This window comes from Paraburkholderia sp. RL17-373-BIF-A, from assembly GCF_046030175.1.
Lineage (GTDB): Bacteria > Pseudomonadota > Gammaproteobacteria > Burkholderiales > Burkholderiaceae > Paraburkholderia.
In genome coordinates this window covers 14,433-34,155 of record NZ_JARESO010000076.1, presented here as the reverse complement: position 1 = coordinate 34,155, position 19,723 = coordinate 14,433, and the positions used below count along the sequence as shown (strand labels likewise).

Below are 19,723 nucleotides of genomic sequence, written 5' to 3'. Positions count from 1 at the left end.
TGGTTCCGGTCGACCGTGTAGGCGCCACGCAGGGCAAACGCGCGCGACAACACGCTCATATCGGCGAACGAAACGAGAGCGATAGCGATCGCGGCGCCACTCAACTCCCGTACGTCATGCAGCGACACAGCGGGAAGACGAACCGCCGCCAAACCTTCTGGTAGCCGGCCTACGACCGCGATACCGACACGGGCTTCCGGTTCCATGAACCAGACCGCCACGGTTGCCGTGGCCACGGCAATCAGGGTGGCGGGAAGCGCAGCCGCATACCGTTTGAGCAACACAATTGCCCCCAGGCACGAAACGCCAATGGCGCAAGCAACCCAGTTTATCTTCCCGGCGACGACACCCTGGAAGACCCTTGTTACCTCGTCGAGGAACGTGCCGCCCGGAACCGCGAAACCGAGCAATCTGGGAAACTGGCTCACGAACAGCGTGAGCGCAATGCCATTTAGATAGCCATACTGGATCGGTTTCGACAGCAGATCAGTGATAAAGCTCAGCCTGAGCAGGCCGATCAACGCACAGCAGATTCCAGACAGGATCGCCAGCGTACCAGCAAGCGCGAGTGCCGATTCTGGCCGGCCGCCGGCGAGAGGAACGATGGCAGCGGCAATCAACGCAGTCAGTGCGGAATCGGGGCCGAGAACGAGGATCCGGCTGGGTCCGAAAATAGCGTAGGCGAGCAGAGCGGCGATGCTTGCATACAAGCCGCCGACGCCGGGCAGCCCGGCGGCCTGCGCAAAGCTCAGTCCGGTTGGTACGAGTACGGCAGTCAGCACGATGCCCGCGAACACGTCCTTTGCGAACCAGTCACGCTCATAAGTTCGCAACGTAGCGACAGCCGGTATCCAGCGGCATACGCCCGTGGAAGCCGGAGCCGGGTCACGCGGCGGGAGCGGAAGACGCTTCATGTTCGGATCTGTAGATCGGGCTTCGGGGGCGGTGGTCGATCAGCGCAAGCGCATGCCGGCATAACCCGGCTTTCGCAAGAACCACGCCACTTGTGTGTGTCTGGATAGGTCATCGCGGGGGCGACCTCCGTTTGACGTGAGCTACGAGGGCGCCTCTACGCTCGATCTATCTGGCACCTTAGTAGATAGTGACAGGTTTCCCCATTCATGCATGGAATTCGTCGTTTGAACGGGGCTGGTGCGCTCATTGGGAGTAGAGGTCGCAGAAACTCCACTTCGTCGCCTCCACCTTGACCGATGTCAACGACTGGCTCCACTGCAGTGCCAACATGGGCTGTGAAACGCGGCTGCAGCTTTGCCGCACGACCGGATCTACCCGCAGGAGCGCAGATGAGCAAGCTTGAAATGTTTGAGCCGGCGATGTGTTGTCCAAGCGGCTTGTGCGGGGTCGACGTCGATCCGGTCCTGGTTCAGTTCAACGCCGACCTTCAATGGCTGGCGGATCACGGTGTCGAAGTGATCAGGCACGGCCTCGGACACGATGCGGCTGCATTTACCGCCAATCCTGGAGTGGTCCGCGAAATGCAGGCCGGCGTGGACCGCCTGCCCATCGCGATGGTGGACGGCAAGATCATCTCGATTGGCGCCTATCCATCGCGAGTTCAATTGATTCAGAAGATGGGTCCCAAGATTTCCGCCGCCGAAAAGCCGCACATAAGAGCGGGTGCCTGTGGCTGCAAGCCCGGCGAATGTTGAGGGACACACTGACATGACGCTACCTGCCGCTAACACTCGCCATCTCTTCTTTACCGGAAAAGGCGGCGTTGGTAAGACATCACTTGCCTGTGCAACGGCCCTGCGATTGGCCGAAGACGGCAAGACCGTGCTGCTGGTCAGCACCGACCCGGCATCCAATCTCGACGAGGTTCTCGAGACCCCGCTCTGCGGGCAACCAACGCCCGTCAGTCAGGTCCCCAACCTCCATGCGCTGAACATCGACCCGGAGCGTGCTGCAAGCGCATACCGCGAACGCATGGTCGCCCCCTATCGAGGCATACTCCCCGATGCAGCCATCCGCAGCATGGAAGAGCAGTTTTCTGGCGGCTGCACCGTTGAGATTGCCGCGTTCGATGCGTTTGCCAACCTGCTCGCAGGTAGCGTCATCACGAACGCTTATGACCACGTCATCTTCGACACGGCGCCTACGGGGCATACATTGCGCCTGCTGACGCTGCCGTCCGCGTGGAGCAATTTCCTGTCGACGAACACGACGGGAAATTCATGCCTTGGACCGCTTGCAGGTCTCGAGCCCAACAAGCAACTGTACGCAGCGGCCGTTGCCGAACTGACCGACCGCGACCACACCACGGTGGTCCTTGTCGCCCGTCCAGATACGTCGGCATTCCGTGAAGCCGAGCGTACCCGTATCGAACTGGCGGACCTCGGCGTCAGGAACCTGGTACTCGCTGTCAACGGTGTGTTCAAAGCGACTTCACCAGACGACGTCATCGCCCGCGCGATGGAAGCGCAGCAGGCTGCCGCCATCGAGGCCATGCCGCGGGGGCTCGCAGCACTGGAGCGAAGTCAGACAGGGTTCATTCCGATGGGACTGGTTGGCCTGCGCGCGCTAAAGGCCTATCTGCACCCCGAGCAGATTGCCGCCCCCCAGACGGTTCCCGGCTTAAGCGTCGAGTTGCCAGGCGGCCTTCTGCCACTCATCGACGAGCTCGAGAAGACCAGACATGGCCTGATCATGACGATGGGCAAGGGCGGCGTCGGCAAGACAACGGTGGCAGCTGCGATAGCGCTTGAACTTGCACAGCGCGGCCATAACGTCCTGCTTTCGACGACAGACCCCGCTGCTCATGTGGCATGGACGCTGCAGGAGTCACTGCCTGGTTTGAGCGTGAATCACATCGACGCGGCGCTAGAAGTCGACCGTTACCGCAATGAAGTTCTCGCCAGGGCCGGCGCTTACCTCGATGCGCAGGCGAAGGCAATGCTTGAGGAAGACCTGCGCTCGCCATGCACTGAGGAGATCGCGGTTTTTCGTGCCTTCGCTCGCACGGTGGACGAGGCTCGGGACTCTTTCGTGATACTGGACACGGCCCCGACCGGACACACCATTCTGCTGATGGACTCGGCGGAGGCCTACCATCGCGAAGTCATGCGCACACAGGGTGATATGCCGGAGGCAGTCCGCCAGCTTCTGCCGCGGCTGCGTGACCCTGAGTTCACGCATGTGTTGATCGTGACGCTCGCAGAAGCAACGCCGGTGCATGAAGCGGAGCGCCTGCAAGCTGACCTTCGGCGAGCCCAGATTGAGCCGTATGCGTGGGTCATCGACCAAAGCCTGCTTGCAAGCGGAACCCACGACCCGGCACTCGCTGAGCGAGGGCGTTATGAAGCGCCATTCATCGAGCGAGTGATCAAGCAGGACGCAAAGCGGTCGGTGTTGCTGCCGTGGCAGGCCACCCCACCCGTTGGCCTTCACGGGCTCGAAGAGTTATCGCGCGGACATTGACTGGTATGCAAGGTCTGCTTCGCGCAGCAATTGCTGCTACAGCGCATTCAGCGGAATCTTCAGATAGCTGATGCCATTTTCCTCGGCGGGTGGAAACCCGCCACCCCGTATGTTGACCTGCACCGACGGCAGAATCAGCGTGGGCATTGCGAGGGTCGCGTCACGCGCTTCGCGCATGTGTACGAACTGTTCTTCCGTTACGCCGTCATGCACATGGATGTTATGCGCACGCTGCGCTAGCACCGTGGTTTCCCACTCGGGTTCCCGGCCCTCGGGTGGATAGTCGTGGCACATGAAGAGCCGGGTGTTGCCCGGCAGGTCCAGCAACTTTCGAATCGATCTGTATAGCCTGTGCGCATCGCCGCCGGGAAAGTCACAACGTGCGGTACCGACATCCGGCATGAACAGCGTATCTCCCACGAAGAGCGCATCGCCAATCTTGTAGGCCGTGTCGGCGGGGGTGTGACCCGGCACATACAGCGCTTTTGCAGTCACACCACCAATGAAAAACTCCTCGTCTTCGCGGAAAAGATGGTCGAACTGGGAGCCGTCTGTATGGAATCCGGGTTCCAGATTAAAAAGCTTCTGGAAGACTCCTTGAACAAGGCGAATGTGCTCCCCAATCGCAATCCCGCCGCCGAGCTCACTGCGCAAATAATGCGCTCCCGACAGGTGGTCGGCGTGCGCGTGGGTTTCCAGAATCCATTGCACCCGCAGACCATGCTGGCGAACGAACTCGATGACCTTGTCGGCGCTTGTGGTTGAAGTGCGTCCTGCTTTCGGGTCGTAGTCAAGGACCGGGTCAATGACTGCGCATTCCTGATATCCGGACTGGAAAACCACGTAAGTGACCGTGCCGGTGGCTGGGTCGAAAAACGGTTGAACGATGGGTCGCATCCTGATCTCCTCAGATGCTATTCATTCTATTCACAAACAATTTATTGTTCAATATAATATAGATGCGTAAATTATTGGATATTGAGATGAGGAAGAAGTCCGCCCCAATCGACCTTGCAGTGATGCACGCCGCGGCAGAGAAGGCGTGTGCGTTACTGAAGGTTCTGGCCAATCCTGACCGGTTGCTGCTGATGTGCCAGCTATCTCAGGGCGAGTTGTGTGTGAGCGACCTGGAGGAGCAGTTAGGCATACGTCAGCCCACGCTTTCGCAGCAACTCGGCGTCCTTCGTGATAACGAACTCGTCGAGACACGCCGGGAAGGGAAAAGCATCTTTTATTCCATCGCGAGCAAGGAAGCAATTGCAGTCATGAACGTGCTGTACGACCAGTTTTGTGCCCAATGAAGATGAGGAGCGGCCATGTCAATTGATATCGCGAGTTTCACGCCTGGCCCGTCACTGACTGGCGGCCTTGCGATTGGCGCCGCGGCCGCCGTGCTTGTTCTTTTCAACGGGCGTATCGCCGGCATCAGCGGTATTCTCGGCGGCCTGCTGGGCTCGCCACAGAAAGATGCGGGATGGCGTGTCGCTTTTATTGCAGGGCTTGTAGGGGCACCTGTGCTGGCAGGTTTTCTGGGTAATCCGATAGCGCCCGATATCCAGGCTGGATGGAGCGAAATACTCATAGCAGGCTTTCTGGTAGGCATCGGCACGCGTTACGCGAGCGGTTGCACGAGCGGCCATGGTGTCTGCGGCATCTCGCGCGGGTCCATCCGTTCGCTTGTCGCGACGGCAACATTCATGGCAAGCGGTTTTGTGACCGTGTTCGTGTTCAGACATCTGCTGGGAGGCTGAAATGGGTTTGATCGCTGCTTTAATTTCCGGGCTTCTGTTCGGCGTCGGTCTGATGGTGTCTGGCATGGCCAATCCGGCGAAGGTGCTGGGATTTCTCGACATCGCGGGGCGCTGGGACCCGTCTCTTGCATTCGTGATGGCCGGGGCGATAACCGTCGGCTCTATCGCGTTCCTGTTTGCAAAACGCCGCAGAAAATCACTGCTGGGTCTGCCGATGCAGATTCCGGCTAACTCATCCGTGACCTTGAGACTGGTCCTGGGAAGCGCGGTGTTCGGCGTCGGCTGGGGGCTTGCAGGATTTTGCCCGGGACCCGCGCTGGTCGCACTGGGCGCGGGCTTTCCCAAGGCTTGGGGTTTTGTGGCCGCAATGGTCGGCGGCATGATTGTGTTCGAGTTCCTTGAGCGTGCGAAGCTTAGCCGCCAGCATGCCTGACCTGTTGCGTATACGTTGAGGAGGCGTTTAATGAAAGCGGCTACATTGCTGACGTCTGCTATGGTGATAGCAGGGCTGAACACACCGCTCCACGCGTTAGCCGCAGACGCTGAACGCCAGGCCGAGGTAGCGCAGCGCGGGGCAGAGGTCATGCCCTTCAACCTCAAGGCTACGACTCACATCTTCACCAGATCGGAAGATGGCGGGAGCCAGCGCGTCGTTGCGGAGGATCCATTGGACGAAGTCCAGATCAGGCTGATCCGAACGCACCTGCGTGAAATCCGGGCCGAGTTTCGGCGTGGCAACTTTTCGGCGCCAGCCCGGATTCACGGCGCGGACATGCCGGGTTTATCGCAGCTCGGAGCGGCAAAGCCTGGTCAGATATTGATTGCGTACAGGGACGTGGGCGGCGGAGGCGAACTTATCTTTCGCAGCAGTGACCCTGGATTGGTATCCGCGCTTCACGTGTGGTTCGATGCACAGCTCTCGGACCACGGCACCGATGCGATGGACGGACATTTGGCGCATCACCCCGGTATGGTGCAGCCGGGATCTGAATAGCATCGCGCGCTCCGGGCGAATGAGTTGTGCGATTCACACAGATGAGTCTTGGAAAACAGATACGTCGGGGCCCGTTCAGGACGAAAACTGCTCAAACGCTCCAAGCGCATGGGTGGCGTACATCATCGACGGGCCGCCGCCCATATAGCCAGCGGTGCCGAGCACATCCTCGACCTCGGATCTCGTCGCGCCGAGCTTCACAAGAGTTTGCACGAGAAAACCGATGCAATCATCGCAACGACAGGCAATCGCAATCCCCAGTGCCACTAACTCCTGCGTGTTCCGGTCCAGTGCACCGCCTTTCGTACCTGCAGCGGCAAGCTGGCCGAATGCATTCATCAGATCAGGTTGCGAAGTGCTCATCGCCTGCATTTGAGAAGCAACTGCGTTCTTGGGTTCATTGTAGTCCGGGATGCCGCTCATCTCTGCTCCTGTTGCCTGGCTAGCGTTGGAAACCGGCCGATTGACGGCAGGCGATGCTTCGGAACCTCCCGGTAACCAAAGTTTCGCTCGACGTTAATACATTTACTGCGTTCCAGCAGGTGGCGGTCCCATCCGGTACTGTTGCTGCCACATCATGTTGTTCCATCATCTCCTGCTGCATCCGCAGGTACTGGTCAGTCATGCACTGCCGCTACCGAAGTTGCCCGGGCGTCATGTGCGAATAATACCCACCCATATGTCCCCCGCCCTGCCCTGCGCCACCCATCATTCCGGGGCCCATCATCCGGGCACCCCACGTATCATGCATGATGGACATTGCACTCTGCATGGTGGCCCAATGTTCATCGAGCAGCTGGATACGGGAATCTATGTCTTGTCCTCGGCCGGCCGCGTCGCGGCCGAATCGTCTGTAAGAAGATAGCCTATATCCGGACGCCGATGCGGGCCGCTTCGCGCCACCGTGTGCATTAGGCAGCACTGGGAACCGGAAATCACCTTGCCGCGAGGTCAACGACAATAGTCGCTTTACGCCAGCGGGAACATTCAGCCGTTGGCTGACGCCCACTATGGCAGAATCCTCTCAACGCATTCGAGACTAGAATTTCCGGTTGCCCATTCTTCTAAAGCCAGGTCAAATTTCAACCGTACAACGTCAGGTCGCGAGCGTTAGTTCGGTCTCTGGGAAAACTGGTATGACAAACCCACAGGATAAAGCCGAATCCGACGAGGATTTAGCTCAGATGATAATAGGCCATGGGCCCTGCACCTATCTATTGCTACTCTTACTTGGCTTGATCATCCTGTCTCCCTATCTTGAGGAGGGCATAGTCGCTCGCACGCTGCTCGGCATTCTGTTTTCGACCGTACTGCTAGTGGGCGCTTTCGCCACCAGGCAGACTCGGCGGGGGTTCATCTTCAAACTATGTTTGGCTCTGCTTGGCGTTGTCCTTCAATGGGCGGCGTTGTGGACTGAGAGTATCGCGATTCTGGACCTTGCCGGGATATCTTATGCCGCGTCTCTTGCAGTCGCCATTAGCGGAGTGCTCCGCTATATTCTCAAGCGCGGGCAAATTACGGCCGACAAGCTGCACGGTGCGCTTGCCGGCTACATCATGCTGGCCATCGTCTGGGCCTTCATCTACACGGTGATTGAGAGATCCAGCGCTGGCTCATTCGGTCCTGCCCGCCTTGATTTCACACAGCCCGGCACTTTTTTCAAACTATTCTATTTTAGCCTCACGACGCTCACGACCACTGGTTACGGGGATGTCATCCCATTGACCAACCACGCCCGGTCATTTGTGATGATCGAAGAGTTTGCAGGCGTGTTTTACGTCGGTGTCCTGATCGCGCGGCTTGCCGGTCTCTATCCGTCGACTCAGACCAAGTGACTCTCGATCGGCCTTAGCCACCACCAGGCATTGGTCATTGGTGTCTGCGCACAGTCTGCATTGGGCGCTGCGGGGCTGAACTCCCGACCGCTTCGAGGTGCCGTTTTTTGATCCCGTTAGCGTAGACCGACGCAAAAGTGTCAACGTTCCGGCAGTAAATGTGTCAATCTGCCTAAACTTCTTACTGACAGGGGTTTGGCCATTGTTCTGGTGCGTGCCAACAGGCGAACTGGCATGTCGCCGACTCGCTCCGAGCGCATTGACAGCCGAAATTTTCCCGGACGTCGCTGGTGCCATCGAACGAAGCGAGGCGTCAAAGCTCGCTTGGGCCACTACAGTAACCCCCGCTCGATATAGACGCGCGTGATCGCCCGTCGATGCTCCCCCGGCATCGGTTGTACCCTGTCCGGGGACCATTTCTTACTGCCGTACCTTGCGCCGCAGTCTGCACAGCGATATGGTGTCTCGAGAAGTCGCACGTTTAGCAGATATGGCGCTTTATACCCGCACCTCCGGCATGCCACCTCGAGAGGCAACGAATGCGCAGGGCAAACACTAACCCTTTCAATCTGGTAGAGCGCGCTGTGATACCCGCAAGCGATGCATCGGCGGCAGTAGCGGAATGACTCGCTGCAAGGCCGATGCTGAAGTGCCGGCAGGAGCGCAGCACGCAGTGCTTTCACCGGCAGATCAAGGGTGCTGCGTAAGCGTTCAAGCTCGATTGCTTCCAGTTGCGGCACCACCCTTTCGTACGGATCCACACGCGGCCCCATCAGTTGGGCGAGAGCGTACCCGGGAAGGGCGTTGGCCGTCTTGAACTTCCACAGGATCGAAACGATTGACTCGTACGGCTCGAGCCATTTCCTGTTGAAAACGTACCCGAGCGCGGGCGTTAGCGAGCGCTCCTCAAGCGTGAGAATTGGAAAACTCAGCCGCGTTAGCTTCGCAACGCTAAGCGGCGGCGATGAGGACGCGACCGGTTGCATGGCGTGATTGAACATAGCCGCAGTGATGTACCGCGTAGGCCCACAAAGCGGGTTCCGGACAATAGCCGAGCCCGTCCTTGGGGTATGAGCAAGGTAAGCGTAATTTCCTATCATAGGACTTCTGGTTATAAAAACAGGCCGGATCATTTCAACGAGACCTGGTAACACGTTTTTTTTCTTGCGCTAATCTGAGCGGCCCTCTGCGACCAGGAAGACTCGCATGGCAACCATCGAGCGCACCGCGTATCCGCGTTTCCCCAAGTTTTTTGCTACACGGGACCTGCAAACCTGCTACCCACCGCAGCCGGACGAACTCGATTGGGCTCGCCGTTCGACTCGGGGTGAACGACCTAGACTAGGCCGATTCTGTTGAAAAAGTCGTGTTTCGATTTGAGGTACGGGCTTTTGCAATACGTTTCGTGCTGGAAAGTTCAGGGAGGCGGCGGTCCTGCAAGGTGCGACGCCCTCCGTTTATCGTCATGTAGCTGCCTGGTTTGTCTGCTTACCGTCAGGCATGAGCCACTTGGCCATTCTTCGCAGATTTTGCGCAGTTGCTGCCATCAGAAACTCATCATGGGCACCGCTTGGACCACGCAGTCGCAAGCGATCAAGTTTGAGGATGCGTTTGAGGTGGGCGAAGAGCATTTCCACCTTCTTGCGCTGCCGGCGCGACTGTTTGTATTCTGGGGTTGTCGCGATGCGCCTCGCTTCATCACGTGCAGCTTCATGGATGCTGCGCACGATTTTGCGAAACTGCATATTCGGGCAACATCGATCCTTCATCGAACAGCCATCACAGTCCATCTGACTTGCTCGGTAGACGATGGTGTCTGCTTTCGTGATGTGCGTGCGTGGATTCTTCAGTGGACGCCAGTCGCTGCGTAGCGCGTTTCCCGCAGGACATCGATACTCGTTGGCCTGTTCATTCCAGATGAATTCGCTACGTGAGAACGTATTGTCCTTGCGCGTTGTTTGATCCCAGACCGAGACGTGCGGCTCGATATGTTTCTCGTCAACCATCCAGCCAAGCAGCGCCGCTGTGCCGTATGCAGTGTCACCTACCAGTCGGCGAGGCTTCAGGTCCCGCTGGTGTTCAACACGATCGATCATTGTCCGGGTTGATTCGACCTCTTGGGACTGGTTCGCCGGCGTCGCTTCAACGTCAACAATGATCCCTGCCTGCAGGTCAATCAGGTAATTCGTCGAGTAGGCAAAGAACGCGGGACCACCCGGTGCAGCCGTCCATCGTGCAGCAGGATCAGTCAGGGATATCTTCTTTGGAGGTGTCGAAGACGCTGCTGGCTCTGACGTGTCCGCTTCCACCGGATTGGTTCGCGCCAGTGCCTCAAGATATTCCCGCACAGCCCGGCTCTGGCCGTCGGCACGTCCCCAGTCGATAGGTTCTGTTCCCGGCACTCCGTTCGCACGACTCGCGTCGGCCTTGATGATGCTTGCGTCAATCGCGAATCCCTCACCCTTGACAAGCCCCTCGGCCATGCAGCGGCTCAGCACGGATTCGAACACGTGACGCAACAGATCGCTATCGCGAAAGCGCCCGTGACGGTTCTTTGAGAACGTCGAATGTTCCGGTACGGCATCCTCCAGACCTAACCGGCAGAACCAGCGGTATGCGAGATTCAGATGCACCTCTTCGCATAGACGTCGTTCGGACCGGATGCCAAAGCAGTAACCCACGATCAACATGCGGATCATGAGCTCCGGGTCAATTGATGGGCGCCCCATCTGGCTGTAGAACGGCGCGAGATGCTGGCGCAGATCTCGCAGATCAAGGAAGCGATCGATGCCTCTCAACAGGTGCGATTGCGGGACGCGGTTGTCGAGGTTGAACGAGTAAAAGAGCTTGTCCTGTCCGCTATCCAATCGACCCATCATGACGATTCACTCCCGTCGTTCGATGTCTCCCAGGATACCCAACATTCCGCATCTACAAAGACTTTTTCAACAGAATCGGCCTGCTGGTGTTGCTCAAAGTCTTCCAGCAGATGCATCATTTCCCCGCACTGGACAGCATTCCGGCATCGGTGGTCGAATACGTGCGGGCGGCGGCGGACATTGATTCCGCGGTTCAGTTTGGCTATGACACGCAGACGTCACCGACCCTCTTCCGGCACTACCTGACAATTCGTGAATACCTCGGCGTCAAGCCCTACTATGGAACCGACGCCAATTTCATCGCGACACGCGCGGCGCACACGGCAGCCCTGTCGATGGACCAGCCCGTCGACATCATCAACGCCACGATTGATGAGCTTATCGCGCAGAACGTTGAACTCCCGGCGTTCTCAACACTTGACCGCATCACCGAGCAGATCCATGCGAAAACCCAGACGCGGTTGTTCAGGCGTGTTGCCCGGCGCCTTACCGACGGGCAGAAGCGCGACCTTGACCGCCTGCTCGCGCGAGATCTGACGAGTCGCCAGAGCGCCTACAACCGTATCAAGCGCCACGCGAAGCGGCCGTCCCGCCAGCATCTCGATCTGCTGATTGACCAAATCACCTGGCTTGATGAACTTGGCGACTTTAGCAACGTGATCGCGGGAATTCCTGCTTCGAAGCTGCGCTCGCTGGCAACCCAGGCCATGAGCCTTGATGCTGCCAACCTTAAAAAGGACACCCTGCCGGAAAAGCGCTACACGCTGATTGTGGCATTACTCAACCGCATGCGTGTGCGTGCCCGCGACGATCTGGCGGACATGTTCGTGCGCCGCATGGGAGCGATTCACAACGGGCAAGCGAAGAACTGGAGATCATCCAGCGCCGACAGCGCACCCAGGTGGAAGATCTCGTTGTCCTGCTTGACGGGGTGGTCGACATCCTAGTCGAGCAATCCGACGAGACGACCGTTGCGAAGTCGATCCGCCAATGGCTTGCGCCGAGAGGTGACCTCGAGCCGTTGCGCGAGAGCTGTGCCGCAGTGCGCGCGGTCAGCGGTGGCAATTACCTCCCACTGCTGTGGAAACATTTCCGCGCACATCGCCCGGTTATCCTTCGACTCGCCCGCACGCTCGAATGGGATTCGACCAGCCCGGTGCGAACGTTGCTTGATGCGCTCGCGGTCGTGCTTGAAAACGAGACACGGCATCGGGAATGGATCGATGCCGACGTCGACGTGAGCTTTGCTGCGCCGCGCTGGCGCAAGCTTGTACGGCGCTCGCACGGTGACGGCGCGCCAACGAACCGGCGCTACCTCGAGCTATGCGTCTTTTCTTACATGGCCGAGGAGCTGCGCGTCGGCGACCTGTGCGTGTCAGGTTCGGACGCGTATGCCGACTACCGGGCCCACCTGCTGTCATGGCGGGAATGCGAGCAGCGGTTGCCCGATTACTGCGCAAAGGTCGGGTTGCCTGAGAATGGGCGGAACTTCGTTGCCCAGCTGCGGCAGTGGCTGGGCGAGACGGCGCGCAAGCTGGACAACGACTTTCCGCACAAACGCGAACACGTCACGATCGGCCAGGGTGACGAGCCGGTCCTGCGCAAGACCGTGGCCCGCGAAATCCCGGCCAGCGCGATCGCGCTGCAGGAGAAGCTCAATGCGCGGCTGCCGACCCGCAATGTGCTGGACATCCTCGCGAACATCGAACACTGGACGCATTTCAGTCGGCATTTCGGACCGCTTTCCGGTGTTGATCCCAAGATCCGCAAGGCCGTCGAGCGCTATCTGCTGACGATTTTCGCCATGGGATGCAATCTGGGTCCGACCCAGGCCGCACGCCATCTCGACACCGATGTGACCGCGCATATGCTGTCATTCGTCAACCGCCGGCACATGAGCCTCGACAAACTCGAAACCGCGCAGCGCGAGCTGATCGAACTGTACCTGCGGCTTGATCTGCCGAAGCACTGGGGAGACGGCAAGACAGTCGCTGCGGATGGCACCCAGTACGATTTCTACGACAACAACCTGCTCGCCGGCTATCACTTCCGCTACCGGAAAATGGGCGCCGTCGCGTATCGGCACGTTGCCGATAACTACATCGCCGTGTTCCGGCATTTCATCCCGCCCGGAGTGTGGGAAGCCATCTACGTGATCGAGGGTCTGCTAAAAGCTGGCCTGTCGGTCAAGGCCGACACGGTGCATGCTGACACGCAGGGCCAGTCGGCCGCGGTGTTCGCGTTCACGCATCTGCTCGGGATCAAGCTGATGCCACGTATCCGAAACTGGAAGGATCTCGTGCTGTACCGGCCACACAGCGACGCGAAATACAAACACATCGACAGGCTCTTTACTGCGACCATCGACTGGGTGCTGATCGAGCGCCACTGGCAGGAGCTGATGCAGGTCGCGCTGTCGATCCAGGCGGGCACGATTTCGTCACCGCTGCTGCGCCGGCTCGGTTCGGAAAGCAGGAAGAACCGGCTCTACCTCGCTGCGCGCGAACTGGGTAACGTCGTACGCACCGTCTACCTGCTCGAATGGATCGGCAGTCGCGAATTGCGGCAGGAAGTGACTGCGAACACCAACAAGATCGAGTCTTACAACGGGTTCGCGAAATGGCTATCGTTCGGCGGCGATGTGATCGCCGAGAACGAGCCGGAAGAGCAGCAGAAACGCCTACGCTACAATGACCTCATCGCATCGGCCGTGATCCTGCAGAACACTGCGGACATGATGCGCGCACTGCGAGACATGGTGGCTGAAGGCGAGAAAATCCGCGCGGAGGATATTGAATTTCTGAGCCCGTATCCGACGCACAATATCCGCCGGTTCGGGCGCTACAGACTGCATCTTGATCGTACGCCAGAGAGCTGGATCAACGATACGCTGTTTGGTCAGGCGGCACGCCCGGATGACGCGATGAGGTAACGACTGAATGAGCGCAAGAGCCGCGGTCACCGCGACGCCGTATGGCGAGGTGGATGCCGCCGCGCTGGACGCACTGCAATCGGGCTACGACACGACGCGTATGCTGGACGCCGTGGGCAGACTCGATGAGGTACGTGCCAGCCTTTACGACCCGGCAGGTCTGCGCGAGGACCTGTTGCGCCTGCACCGCATCGCTCATACGCTCGTCAACGGCGCGGGGCTGACGGTCGGTACCCAGGACGAGTTCTTCGTCGATCAGGTGACGGACGTCATCGATCAGATAGAGCAATATGTTGCGGATCTGCTGGGGATTCGCGACGTACTTCGGCCACTGGAGACACTTCGCCCGGAAGGCACGGATTTTTTGCAAGATAGTTGAGCCGCTTGCCAACGGATTTAACGGGAATTCGACCGCGCGAGCGGACTGCCCGCGAACGGATCGTTTGTCCAGTCTGCACCTGCAGCCGCGCGTGCGTGTGGGGACGGTGCGCAAGCTGCACCTGATGCCAGCTCGAAGTGGCCAATGGACTGGCCCGCACTGAGCGCCTGCTTCAGCCATTGCGGCATCGCACCTTCACCACTCCAGCTCTCGCCATGTGCGCTGCGGTAGCGGCCCGCTGGCGGCTCAGCCGCAAGTGTTGCAGCAAGATCATCCGGGCTGATTCCGAAGTCCTCCATGCGGTGGCGGAGGTAGGCAATCATACTGTCGCGCTTGCGTTCATCCATGAAACGGTTTCCCTGTCAGGTAGGTATCCAGTACTTTTTTCGATCGCGGGCGGCAACGCGGAAAATGCAGATCCACTCGTCACGGGTGACGGCGTCAAACTATTCGCCGGGACCGAGAATGATATCGATTGAGGCCTGGCCAGCGATCTGCGCAACGAAGTAAGCCCAACGCTCGGAAAATGGGCCCCCGCGGACCTTGATACGCTGGCCTTGCGTGGCTACTGCAAGGACTTGAGGCGGCCCTTCAATCCGAATCCACGCGTCAAACATGTCTTCAGAAGTGGGCACGAGGTCAACACAAATCTCAAACCCGCGATACTTCAGGGTTCTTTGCATACGGTTGCTCCACATTCAGGTTCCGGCCGCTGCTTCACAGACGCTGAACCGCACCCACGTAGCTCTTCGTCGCATCCTTCAGTTCTTGCGCCGCAGCCTGCACGTGGGTGGGCAACTCGCTCAGGGCAAGTTGGGTGACGACACCGTCCAGCCGTCTGCGCAGTTCGATCGCCAGTTCCATGACACTGGCTTCACCGACACGCCGGCGATTGCTCTGCCTGGAACTCACCGGCGAGCAATCCACAAGACGGTCGATCTGGCGGAAGTAGGCCTGGGCCGCCACGCGGTGCCTTGCATGGAGCGAAGCGATATTCGACTTTGACAGGCAGTCTCTAACGACGGCGACATTCATGCCAAAATGAATCTGCAGCGCGTCGGCGGCATCCGCCCGGTGAAAACACGCCACCTGGTCGAACAGTGTCTCGCCATCCCCATCGATCAGATCAATCCAGACCTCACCGTCTTCGGGTGCCTGTCCCGAAGGATGAATCACACGTTCGTCCTCATTGGCAGCGGCGAGCATCCGGTGGCCGTCGACATCATCGACCGTCATTTCAAAAACCTCGACCAGTTCCCCGCTGACTGCGACCTGTATGACCAATAACGCCATCTCTGCTCCTTGTGATGCGATTGACGGGAATAGCGTTGTGTCGATCAGGCGACCGGATCCCGTGATCCGGTTGGGTGACGTTCTGATGGGCGCGAGCCCGCGCACTCCTGCGGCGCTTACTGGCGACGTTGTGTGACGGGTGAAGCGGGTGTAGCGGGTCTGACTGACGCTGGTGCAACAGGCCGGGTGTGCCGACGTATCATGCCTTGGGCATCCTGCTCGTCCGTCGGCGACAACGCCCGCGCGAGGCGCTAATGAGGTCGCCGGAATGACACTGCTTCATGCGGAAGCAGGTGATATTGCTGTGTATGGTGGCGATCAGGCCGGACCCTGTACCAGCGTCCGGTCGATCCTCGACGCCGCTCATCCTGCCACTGCCATGCAGGGGTTTTCCCAATTAACCGCGACTATCAACCCAGCCACGCGCCCAGGCCGTGGCGTGCCCCACAGCCTGTGTTTCGCTATCGAAATAGTCGAGCGCATCAAACTTGTAGGACGCGGGCTCAGCACTCCGGGCGTCACCCCTCGTGAGAAGTAAGTTGGCGGCAAACCAGCCGTCCGGCAAACGGTGGGCGGACGGCGAAACTGAGTAACCGTTGTACTGGTGAATATGTTGATTGTTTTGCATAAGCGATAACCGGACGACGCCCGCACGATAACGATGCCGTGCAGGCGAATAAATCGAAATTGGGGCGAGACGGATCGTGTCGGAAAGACAAATGATGCGCACGTTCAATTGTGGCGATCAGATCGGGAGCGCATTGGCTCCGCGAGGATGCAAGTCAGGCAAACATGCAAAGGGCCGGTAGACCGGCCCCTGAGATACTTTACTGCGGCGAGATGTTCGACGCCTGCATGCCCTTCGGGCCACGCTTTGTGTCGTAGCTCACCTTCTGGTTTTCGGTGAGCGTCTTGAAGCCGTCGCCGCGAACTTCCGAGAAGTGAGCGAAGAGATCGTCGCCGCCTGCGTCCGGAGTGATGAAGCCAAAGCCTTTGCTATCGTTGAACCACTTGACAGTACCGGTATCCATGAGAATTCCCTGAAATAAAAATAACAGCTCCGTTGCGGAGCGACAAAAACTTCAAGGAAGAAGAGAGGACAACGAGTACCGCGCAGACAAGGCGGAAAATGGTGATCAGCAATCAGGCTTCTTGAATATTTCGACCACCACAGTATAGTGACAGAGCAGTTATGTCAACGCTTTTCGCGCCGCGCGCAGCAAGGAACCGCCGGCGGAGAAATCAGCGCGTGATTCCCTGAATGACAAATTCAGCGAGCGCCTTCACATCGGCCGGCTTCGCGACATGAAGATCAAAGCCAGCTTCATGGCATCGGGCGGCGACCTCGTGAGGCGGCATTTCTCCGGTAATGGCGACGAGCAGTGTGCGTTTGCCCGGGTTCTCTGTGCGCCTCACGTGCTGCGCCACCTCATATCCGTTTGCACCTGGCATGTCGATATCGAGCATGGCCGCGTCGGGTTGCCAGGTGGAGAACCACCGAAGCGCGGTAATCCCGTCGGTGGCGGTGCGCACCTCAAAATTGTGAGACTCGAAAAACACGGCGACTGCTGCGGTTGCATTGAGGTCGTCGTCAGCGAGCAGAAGTTTTTTGCGCATGGAAGAAGGATGCCACTGGCGGAAGTGCCGTACGGCGCGTCCCCGGCGGCGAACCCAGCCGCAGTTTCCGACTTGAGTTGCCCTGACCGGTATCTGCTGGCACCATGCCCACGTTCCCACAGCAAGGCGCGAGCGTTGGTGTTTAAGGGATCATGAGCTCCGGGACGACTGCCGTGCGAGAGTCGCTTACTGATCGTTGCGCCTGGACCCGCCGGCACGCCATATGGCACCTGCCACAAAGCTCACGGCCGCCACCGCTGCCAGCGCGATAAAGGGGTTCGTGGCTGTGGTTTCGCGCACCGCGCTCGCGGCGTCGGCGCGAAGCTGCTGCGCTTTACCGGCGAACTTCCTCGCCTTGCCTGCCAGTTGCGCCGCGGAGTCGCCGACCAGGGCGCCGGCCGCGCCCTGAACCTTGCCGGCGACTTCCTCGACCGCACCTTCGGCCTTTCCCGTATCCATTTCGATGCTCCGTTGAGTTAGACATTTTGCAGCCACTGAGACAGCATCGCGCGCTGCGCCACCGGTAAAGTCGGCCGGCCACGACGGCATCCGCGTCTCCGCACGTGAGCAAGAAACAAGCCCCACACCGCGATCTTCAAGTGATGGGACCGGCAAATGCGTCCTCCGCAGGTGAAGGAGGAATCTGGGTTCCGGCAACATGGCTCCCTCATCCGGATCCCCGTGCAGCAGCACGCCGGTCCGTCCCGCAGCGCGGGTAAATGATGGTAAGTTTTCCATACGACGTTGCAATTCTGGCCTGTGCAACAGCGACGTTCAGACCGCTTCTTCTGAACTGTGAGACGGGTAAGCGGCAGCAACGATCCGGCCGAGAAAAGGGAGGAGAGAGCCATGGAGCGACTGGTCGACGTACTGGACAGCAGTGGCACTGTCATTCACACCTATCCCATTCACACCTATCCCATCACGCTTGGGCAACCGGGAGATGAGGTGGACGACGCGGCTTACGAAGCAAAAGCGCTCGAGGCGGCCGCCCACGGCCGGCTGGTTTCCGACGCGGAACTCGGGAGCCTGTCCGCCAGAATCCACATCGGTCGCGGCGGCCAGATGGCACCCTACGGCGATGACGTGGCAAGCAGTTCGGAAACGAAACCGGGCCTCGAACAGAGTGTTTGCGAGCGCGCCTACTTTCTATGGGAGCAGGACGGGCGGCCCGTCGGACGCGCAGAGGAATACTGGCATCGCGCGCTGGAGCAGCATCTGCGGGAGCGGCTCACGTACTCTGGGTGCAGGATGGGCGTCCTGAAGGACGGGCCGACGAATACTGGATTCGCGACTTCGAGGCGCAATGATCGCCGCAAGTCCCGTGACTTGATTGGCGGCGATCACTACCCTTCACGTCAGACAGGTGCGCTATGTCCCTCCATACGCGTTGAAGCAAAAGCGCCGCCCGACGTTAGCCAATATCGATGGTTCGGCTGGCGGATCGCAAGGCCTCGTGTTTTGGTACGGTCAAGGTGAGCACGCCCTTGTCAAACTTTGCGAGAGCATGATCGGGATCGGCGTCTTCGGGCATCGGGATCGTGCGCGTGAAAGCCCCGTATGCGCGTTCCAGCCGGTAGCAGCCGTCCTCCTCACTGTGCACGTCCTGCCTTTTCTCGCCGCGCAGCACCAGCGCGCCGTCCTCGACGCTGATGGTCAGATCCTCCCGCTCCATGCCTGGTAACTCGACGGTCACGCGCAGTATCTTCCCTTCGTCGACCACGTCAATGCGCGGCTGGAAACGCGATGAACTGAAGTCGCCAAACCATCGTTCGAGCGTGCCGCGCACGGCAAACGGATCGGGAAAAAAATCCTCCAGCGCACGTAAGGAATCGCGCGAGAAAAGTCGCTGGATATCAGGCCACGCGGCACGCCACGGTTCGCTCGACCGCTGACTCTCCGGGCTGTGCGTGTCGGACCTGCTTCCTGAGCCGCGAAGGAATTTGAAAGGGTTCCACTTTTTCGGGTCGTGGTTCATCGTCTTCTCCTCGATGGTCTGACAGGAAAACCGGATATCCATCAGCGCTCAATCTGCAAGACTTCTGCTGAAGTCGCTGCACTTCGCCTCGCGAGGCGGCCACCATTCTTCCACGGCGATCAGCGTCCAGGCCAAGATGACGCAGGATGGCGACCTCACGGTCGTCATCGACTTTTCTCCTACCGTCGTTGCTGATCTTCCGGACTCAGTTCGTCTGCACCTCGATGCGTCGCGGCCTTGCTTCGTCGCGGCGCGGAATGGTCAGTTTCAGTACGCCGTCCTGCAGGTTCGCGTCGATCTTCGACGTGTCGAAGTCCGGGCTCAGCGAGAACGCCCGCGCGAACCGCGGCTCGCGGATCTCGGCGTGCTGCAGACGCAGACCGGCGGGTGTCGGCACGACCGCTTCTGCCTCGATGTACAGATTGCCGTCGTGCACCTTCACCTCGAGCTTGTCCTTCGTGGCGCCCGGCAGGTCCGCCCACAGCGTGATGCCATGGCTGTCCTCGAATACGTCAACTGCGGGTGTGAGCGTCATCCGCCGCGACCGCTGGTCAGCCTCGCGTCGTGCTGCCTGTTTCTGGTCGCGCTCAGCAACCTGTGTCCTGTCGTTCATGGCCTGCTCCTAGA

22 protein-coding genes and 1 pseudogene are annotated in these 19,723 nt (G+C 59.4%); 10 read left to right on the top strand and 13 right to left on the bottom strand.

The window, feature by feature from the left end; translation table 11 throughout:
* Positions 1 to 797: SulP family inorganic anion transporter (locus P0D80_RS43605; protein ID WP_408293334.1), on the bottom strand; the 797-nt coding region annotated here is incomplete at its 3' end.
* Between the two features lie 507 nt (positions 798 to 1,304).
* On the opposite strand from P0D80_RS43605, the gene arsD reads away from it, so the two are divergent.
* Both arsD and arsA read left to right on the top strand, forming a co-directional pair.
* Positions 1,305 to 1,670, top strand: coding sequence for an arsenite efflux transporter metallochaperone ArsD (gene arsD / locus P0D80_RS43600; protein ID WP_408293332.1), 366 nt, complete (start codon positions 1,305 to 1,307; stop codon positions 1,668 to 1,670).
* Between the two features lie 13 nt (positions 1,671 to 1,683).
* Positions 1,684 to 3,438 carry an arsenical pump-driving ATPase gene (gene arsA / locus P0D80_RS43595; RefSeq protein ID WP_408293329.1) on the top strand — a complete coding sequence of 585 codons (1,755 nt, stop codon included), beginning with the start codon at positions 1,684 to 1,686 and terminating at the stop codon, positions 3,436 to 3,438.
* A gap of 36 nt (positions 3,439 to 3,474) precedes the next feature.
* Here arsA and P0D80_RS43590 read toward each other — a convergent pair whose 3' ends face one another.
* A complete protein-coding gene (locus P0D80_RS43590; RefSeq protein ID WP_408293327.1) occupies positions 3,475 to 4,335 on the bottom strand; it encodes an MBL fold metallo-hydrolase in 861 nt (286 codons plus the stop codon).
* Positions 4,336 to 4,421: 86 nt separating this feature from the next.
* Here P0D80_RS43590 and P0D80_RS43585 point away from each other — a divergent pair, with 86 nt between their 5' ends.
* The 4 genes from P0D80_RS43585 to P0D80_RS43570 are packed head-to-tail and all read left to right on the top strand — an operon-like array spanning position 4,422 to position 6,183.
* A complete protein-coding gene (locus P0D80_RS43585; RefSeq protein ID WP_408293325.1) occupies positions 4,422 to 4,739 on the top strand; it encodes a metalloregulator ArsR/SmtB family transcription factor in 318 nt (105 codons plus the stop codon).
* Positions 4,740 to 4,754: 15 nt separating this feature from the next.
* Complete coding sequence (locus tag P0D80_RS43580) at positions 4,755 to 5,189, top strand: YeeE/YedE family protein (RefSeq protein WP_408293322.1); 435 nt, start codon at positions 4,755 to 4,757, stop codon at positions 5,187 to 5,189.
* A 1-nt stretch (position 5,190) separates the two neighbouring features.
* Positions 5,191 to 5,622 (top strand): DUF6691 family protein, encoded by a 432-nt coding sequence (locus tag P0D80_RS43575; RefSeq protein WP_408293320.1) that lies wholly within the window; start codon positions 5,191 to 5,193, stop codon positions 5,620 to 5,622.
* 30 nt (positions 5,623 to 5,652) lie between these two features.
* Positions 5,653 to 6,183, top strand: coding sequence for an aspartate carbamoyltransferase (locus P0D80_RS43570; protein WP_408293318.1), 531 nt, complete (start codon positions 5,653 to 5,655; stop codon positions 6,181 to 6,183).
* Between the two features lie 75 nt (positions 6,184 to 6,258).
* Here the strand turns inward: P0D80_RS43570 and P0D80_RS43565 are convergent, their stop codons facing one another.
* Positions 6,259 to 6,606: a carboxymuconolactone decarboxylase family protein gene (locus tag P0D80_RS43565; RefSeq protein ID WP_408293315.1), complete on the bottom strand. Its 348-nt coding sequence runs from the start codon at positions 6,604 to 6,606 to the stop codon at positions 6,259 to 6,261.
* Positions 6,607 to 7,319: 713 nt separating this feature from the next.
* Between P0D80_RS43565 and P0D80_RS43560 the strand changes: the two genes are divergently transcribed.
* Complete coding sequence (locus P0D80_RS43560) at positions 7,320 to 8,018, top strand: ion channel (RefSeq protein WP_408293312.1); 699 nt, start codon at positions 7,320 to 7,322, stop codon at positions 8,016 to 8,018.
* A gap of 1,463 nt (positions 8,019 to 9,481) precedes the next feature.
* Here P0D80_RS43560 and P0D80_RS43555 read toward each other — a convergent pair.
* Complete coding sequence (locus P0D80_RS43555; RefSeq protein ID WP_408293309.1) at positions 9,482 to 10,897, bottom strand: transposase; 1,416 nt, start codon at positions 10,895 to 10,897, stop codon at positions 9,482 to 9,484.
* A 74-nt stretch (positions 10,898 to 10,971) separates the two neighbouring features.
* Here P0D80_RS43555 and P0D80_RS43550 point away from each other — a divergent pair.
* Positions 10,972 to 13,829, top strand: a pseudogene (locus P0D80_RS43550) (Tn3 family transposase); the annotation flags it as partial.
* Positions 13,830 to 13,836: 7 nt separating this feature from the next.
* Positions 13,837 to 14,208: a Tn3 family transposase post-transcriptional regulator TnpC gene (tnpC, locus tag P0D80_RS43545; RefSeq protein WP_408293306.1), complete on the top strand. Its 372-nt coding sequence runs from the start codon at positions 13,837 to 13,839 to the stop codon at positions 14,206 to 14,208.
* 17 nt (positions 14,209 to 14,225) lie between these two features.
* Here the strand turns inward: tnpC and P0D80_RS43540 are convergent, their stop codons facing one another.
* The 7 genes from P0D80_RS43540 to P0D80_RS43510 form a co-directional block, all read right to left on the bottom strand.
* Positions 14,226 to 14,555, bottom strand: a complete 330-nt coding sequence (locus tag P0D80_RS43540; RefSeq protein ID WP_408293303.1) for an H-NS histone family protein — start codon at positions 14,553 to 14,555, stop codon at positions 14,226 to 14,228.
* A 99-nt stretch (positions 14,556 to 14,654) separates the two neighbouring features.
* On the bottom strand, positions 14,655 to 14,891 hold the full coding sequence (locus tag P0D80_RS43535; protein ID WP_408293300.1) for a hypothetical protein: 237 nt from the start codon (positions 14,889 to 14,891) through the stop codon (positions 14,655 to 14,657).
* Positions 14,892 to 14,925: 34 nt separating this feature from the next.
* Positions 14,926 to 15,501, bottom strand: a complete 576-nt coding sequence (locus P0D80_RS43530; protein WP_408293297.1) for a hypothetical protein — start codon at positions 15,499 to 15,501, stop codon at positions 14,926 to 14,928.
* A gap of 397 nt (positions 15,502 to 15,898) precedes the next feature.
* Positions 15,899 to 16,129 carry a hypothetical protein gene (locus P0D80_RS43525; RefSeq protein WP_408293340.1) on the bottom strand — a complete coding sequence of 77 codons (231 nt, stop codon included), beginning with the start codon at positions 16,127 to 16,129 and terminating at the stop codon, positions 15,899 to 15,901.
* 199 nt (positions 16,130 to 16,328) lie between these two features.
* Positions 16,329 to 16,532 (bottom strand): cold-shock protein, encoded by a 204-nt coding sequence (locus tag P0D80_RS43520; protein WP_408249997.1) that lies wholly within the window; start codon positions 16,530 to 16,532, stop codon positions 16,329 to 16,331.
* 211 nt (positions 16,533 to 16,743) lie between these two features.
* On the bottom strand, positions 16,744 to 17,118 hold the full coding sequence (locus P0D80_RS43515; RefSeq protein ID WP_408293294.1) for a response regulator: 375 nt from the start codon (positions 17,116 to 17,118) through the stop codon (positions 16,744 to 16,746).
* Between the two features lie 186 nt (positions 17,119 to 17,304).
* Positions 17,305 to 17,577 (bottom strand): CsbD family protein, encoded by a 273-nt coding sequence (locus P0D80_RS43510; protein ID WP_408293290.1) that lies wholly within the window; start codon positions 17,575 to 17,577, stop codon positions 17,305 to 17,307.
* A 390-nt stretch (positions 17,578 to 17,967) separates the two neighbouring features.
* On the opposite strand from P0D80_RS43510, the gene P0D80_RS51950 reads away from it, so the two are divergent.
* Positions 17,968 to 18,597 (top strand): DUF2934 domain-containing protein, encoded by a 630-nt coding sequence (locus tag P0D80_RS51950; RefSeq protein ID WP_459252772.1) that lies wholly within the window; start codon positions 17,968 to 17,970, stop codon positions 18,595 to 18,597.
* On the opposite strand, the gene P0D80_RS43495 is transcribed toward P0D80_RS51950, so the two are convergent.
* Together P0D80_RS43495 and P0D80_RS43490 are read right to left on the bottom strand one after the other, a co-directional pair.
* A complete protein-coding gene (locus P0D80_RS43495) occupies positions 18,533 to 19,096 on the bottom strand; it encodes an Hsp20/alpha crystallin family protein (RefSeq protein ID WP_408293286.1) in 564 nt (187 codons plus the stop codon). The genes P0D80_RS51950 and P0D80_RS43495 overlap by 65 nt on opposite strands.
* Before the next feature lie 205 nt (positions 19,097 to 19,301).
* On the bottom strand, positions 19,302 to 19,709 hold the full coding sequence (locus P0D80_RS43490; protein ID WP_408293283.1) for an Hsp20/alpha crystallin family protein: 408 nt from the start codon (positions 19,707 to 19,709) through the stop codon (positions 19,302 to 19,304).
* Positions 19,710 to 19,723 lie beyond the last annotated feature (14 nt).

Excerpts from the sequence above, each read along its gene's own strand:
- tnpC (WP_408293306.1), top strand. The coding sequence starts at position 13,837 with ATGAGCGCAAGAGCCGCGGTCACCGCGACGCCGTATGGCGAGGTGGAT.
- P0D80_RS43495 (WP_408293286.1), bottom strand. The coding sequence starts at position 19,096 with ATGAACCACGACCCGAAAAAGTGGAACCCTTTCAAATTCCTTCGCGGC.
- P0D80_RS43590 (WP_408293327.1), bottom strand. The coding sequence starts at position 4,335 with ATGCGACCCATCGTTCAACCGTTTTTCGACCCAGCCACCGGCACGGTC.
- P0D80_RS43530 (WP_408293297.1), bottom strand. The coding sequence starts at position 15,501 with ATGGCGTTATTGGTCATACAGGTCGCAGTCAGCGGGGAACTGGTCGAG.
- P0D80_RS43580 (WP_408293322.1), top strand. The coding sequence starts at position 4,755 with ATGTCAATTGATATCGCGAGTTTCACGCCTGGCCCGTCACTGACTGGC.
- P0D80_RS43555 (WP_408293309.1), bottom strand. The coding sequence starts at position 10,897 with ATGATGGGTCGATTGGATAGCGGACAGGACAAGCTCTTTTACTCGTTC.
- P0D80_RS43525 (WP_408293340.1), bottom strand. The coding sequence starts at position 16,129 with ATGCAAAACAATCAACATATTCACCAGTACAACGGTTACTCAGTTTCG.
- P0D80_RS43575 (WP_408293320.1), top strand. The coding sequence starts at position 5,191 with ATGGGTTTGATCGCTGCTTTAATTTCCGGGCTTCTGTTCGGCGTCGGT.
- P0D80_RS43520 (WP_408249997.1), bottom strand. The coding sequence starts at position 16,532 with ATGGATACCGGTACTGTCAAGTGGTTCAACGATAGCAAAGGCTTTGGC.
- P0D80_RS43560 (WP_408293312.1), top strand. The coding sequence starts at position 7,320 with ATGACAAACCCACAGGATAAAGCCGAATCCGACGAGGATTTAGCTCAG.
- P0D80_RS43585 (WP_408293325.1), top strand. The coding sequence starts at position 4,422 with ATGAGGAAGAAGTCCGCCCCAATCGACCTTGCAGTGATGCACGCCGCG.
- arsD (WP_408293332.1), top strand. The coding sequence starts at position 1,305 with ATGAGCAAGCTTGAAATGTTTGAGCCGGCGATGTGTTGTCCAAGCGGC.
- P0D80_RS43490 (WP_408293283.1), bottom strand. The coding sequence starts at position 19,709 with ATGAACGACAGGACACAGGTTGCTGAGCGCGACCAGAAACAGGCAGCA.
- P0D80_RS43565 (WP_408293315.1), bottom strand. The coding sequence starts at position 6,606 with ATGAGCGGCATCCCGGACTACAATGAACCCAAGAACGCAGTTGCTTCT.
- P0D80_RS43535 (WP_408293300.1), bottom strand. The coding sequence starts at position 14,891 with ATGCAAAGAACCCTGAAGTATCGCGGGTTTGAGATTTGTGTTGACCTC.
- P0D80_RS43570 (WP_408293318.1), top strand. The coding sequence starts at position 5,653 with ATGAAAGCGGCTACATTGCTGACGTCTGCTATGGTGATAGCAGGGCTG.
- arsA (WP_408293329.1), top strand. The coding sequence starts at position 1,684 with ATGACGCTACCTGCCGCTAACACTCGCCATCTCTTCTTTACCGGAAAA.
- P0D80_RS43515 (WP_408293294.1), bottom strand. The coding sequence starts at position 17,118 with ATGCGCAAAAAACTTCTGCTCGCTGACGACGACCTCAATGCAACCGCA.
- P0D80_RS43540 (WP_408293303.1), bottom strand. The coding sequence starts at position 14,555 with ATGGATGAACGCAAGCGCGACAGTATGATTGCCTACCTCCGCCACCGC.
- P0D80_RS51950 (WP_459252772.1), top strand. The coding sequence starts at position 17,968 with ATGGAGCGACTGGTCGACGTACTGGACAGCAGTGGCACTGTCATTCAC.
- P0D80_RS43510 (WP_408293290.1), bottom strand. The coding sequence starts at position 17,577 with ATGGATACGGGAAAGGCCGAAGGTGCGGTCGAGGAAGTCGCCGGCAAG.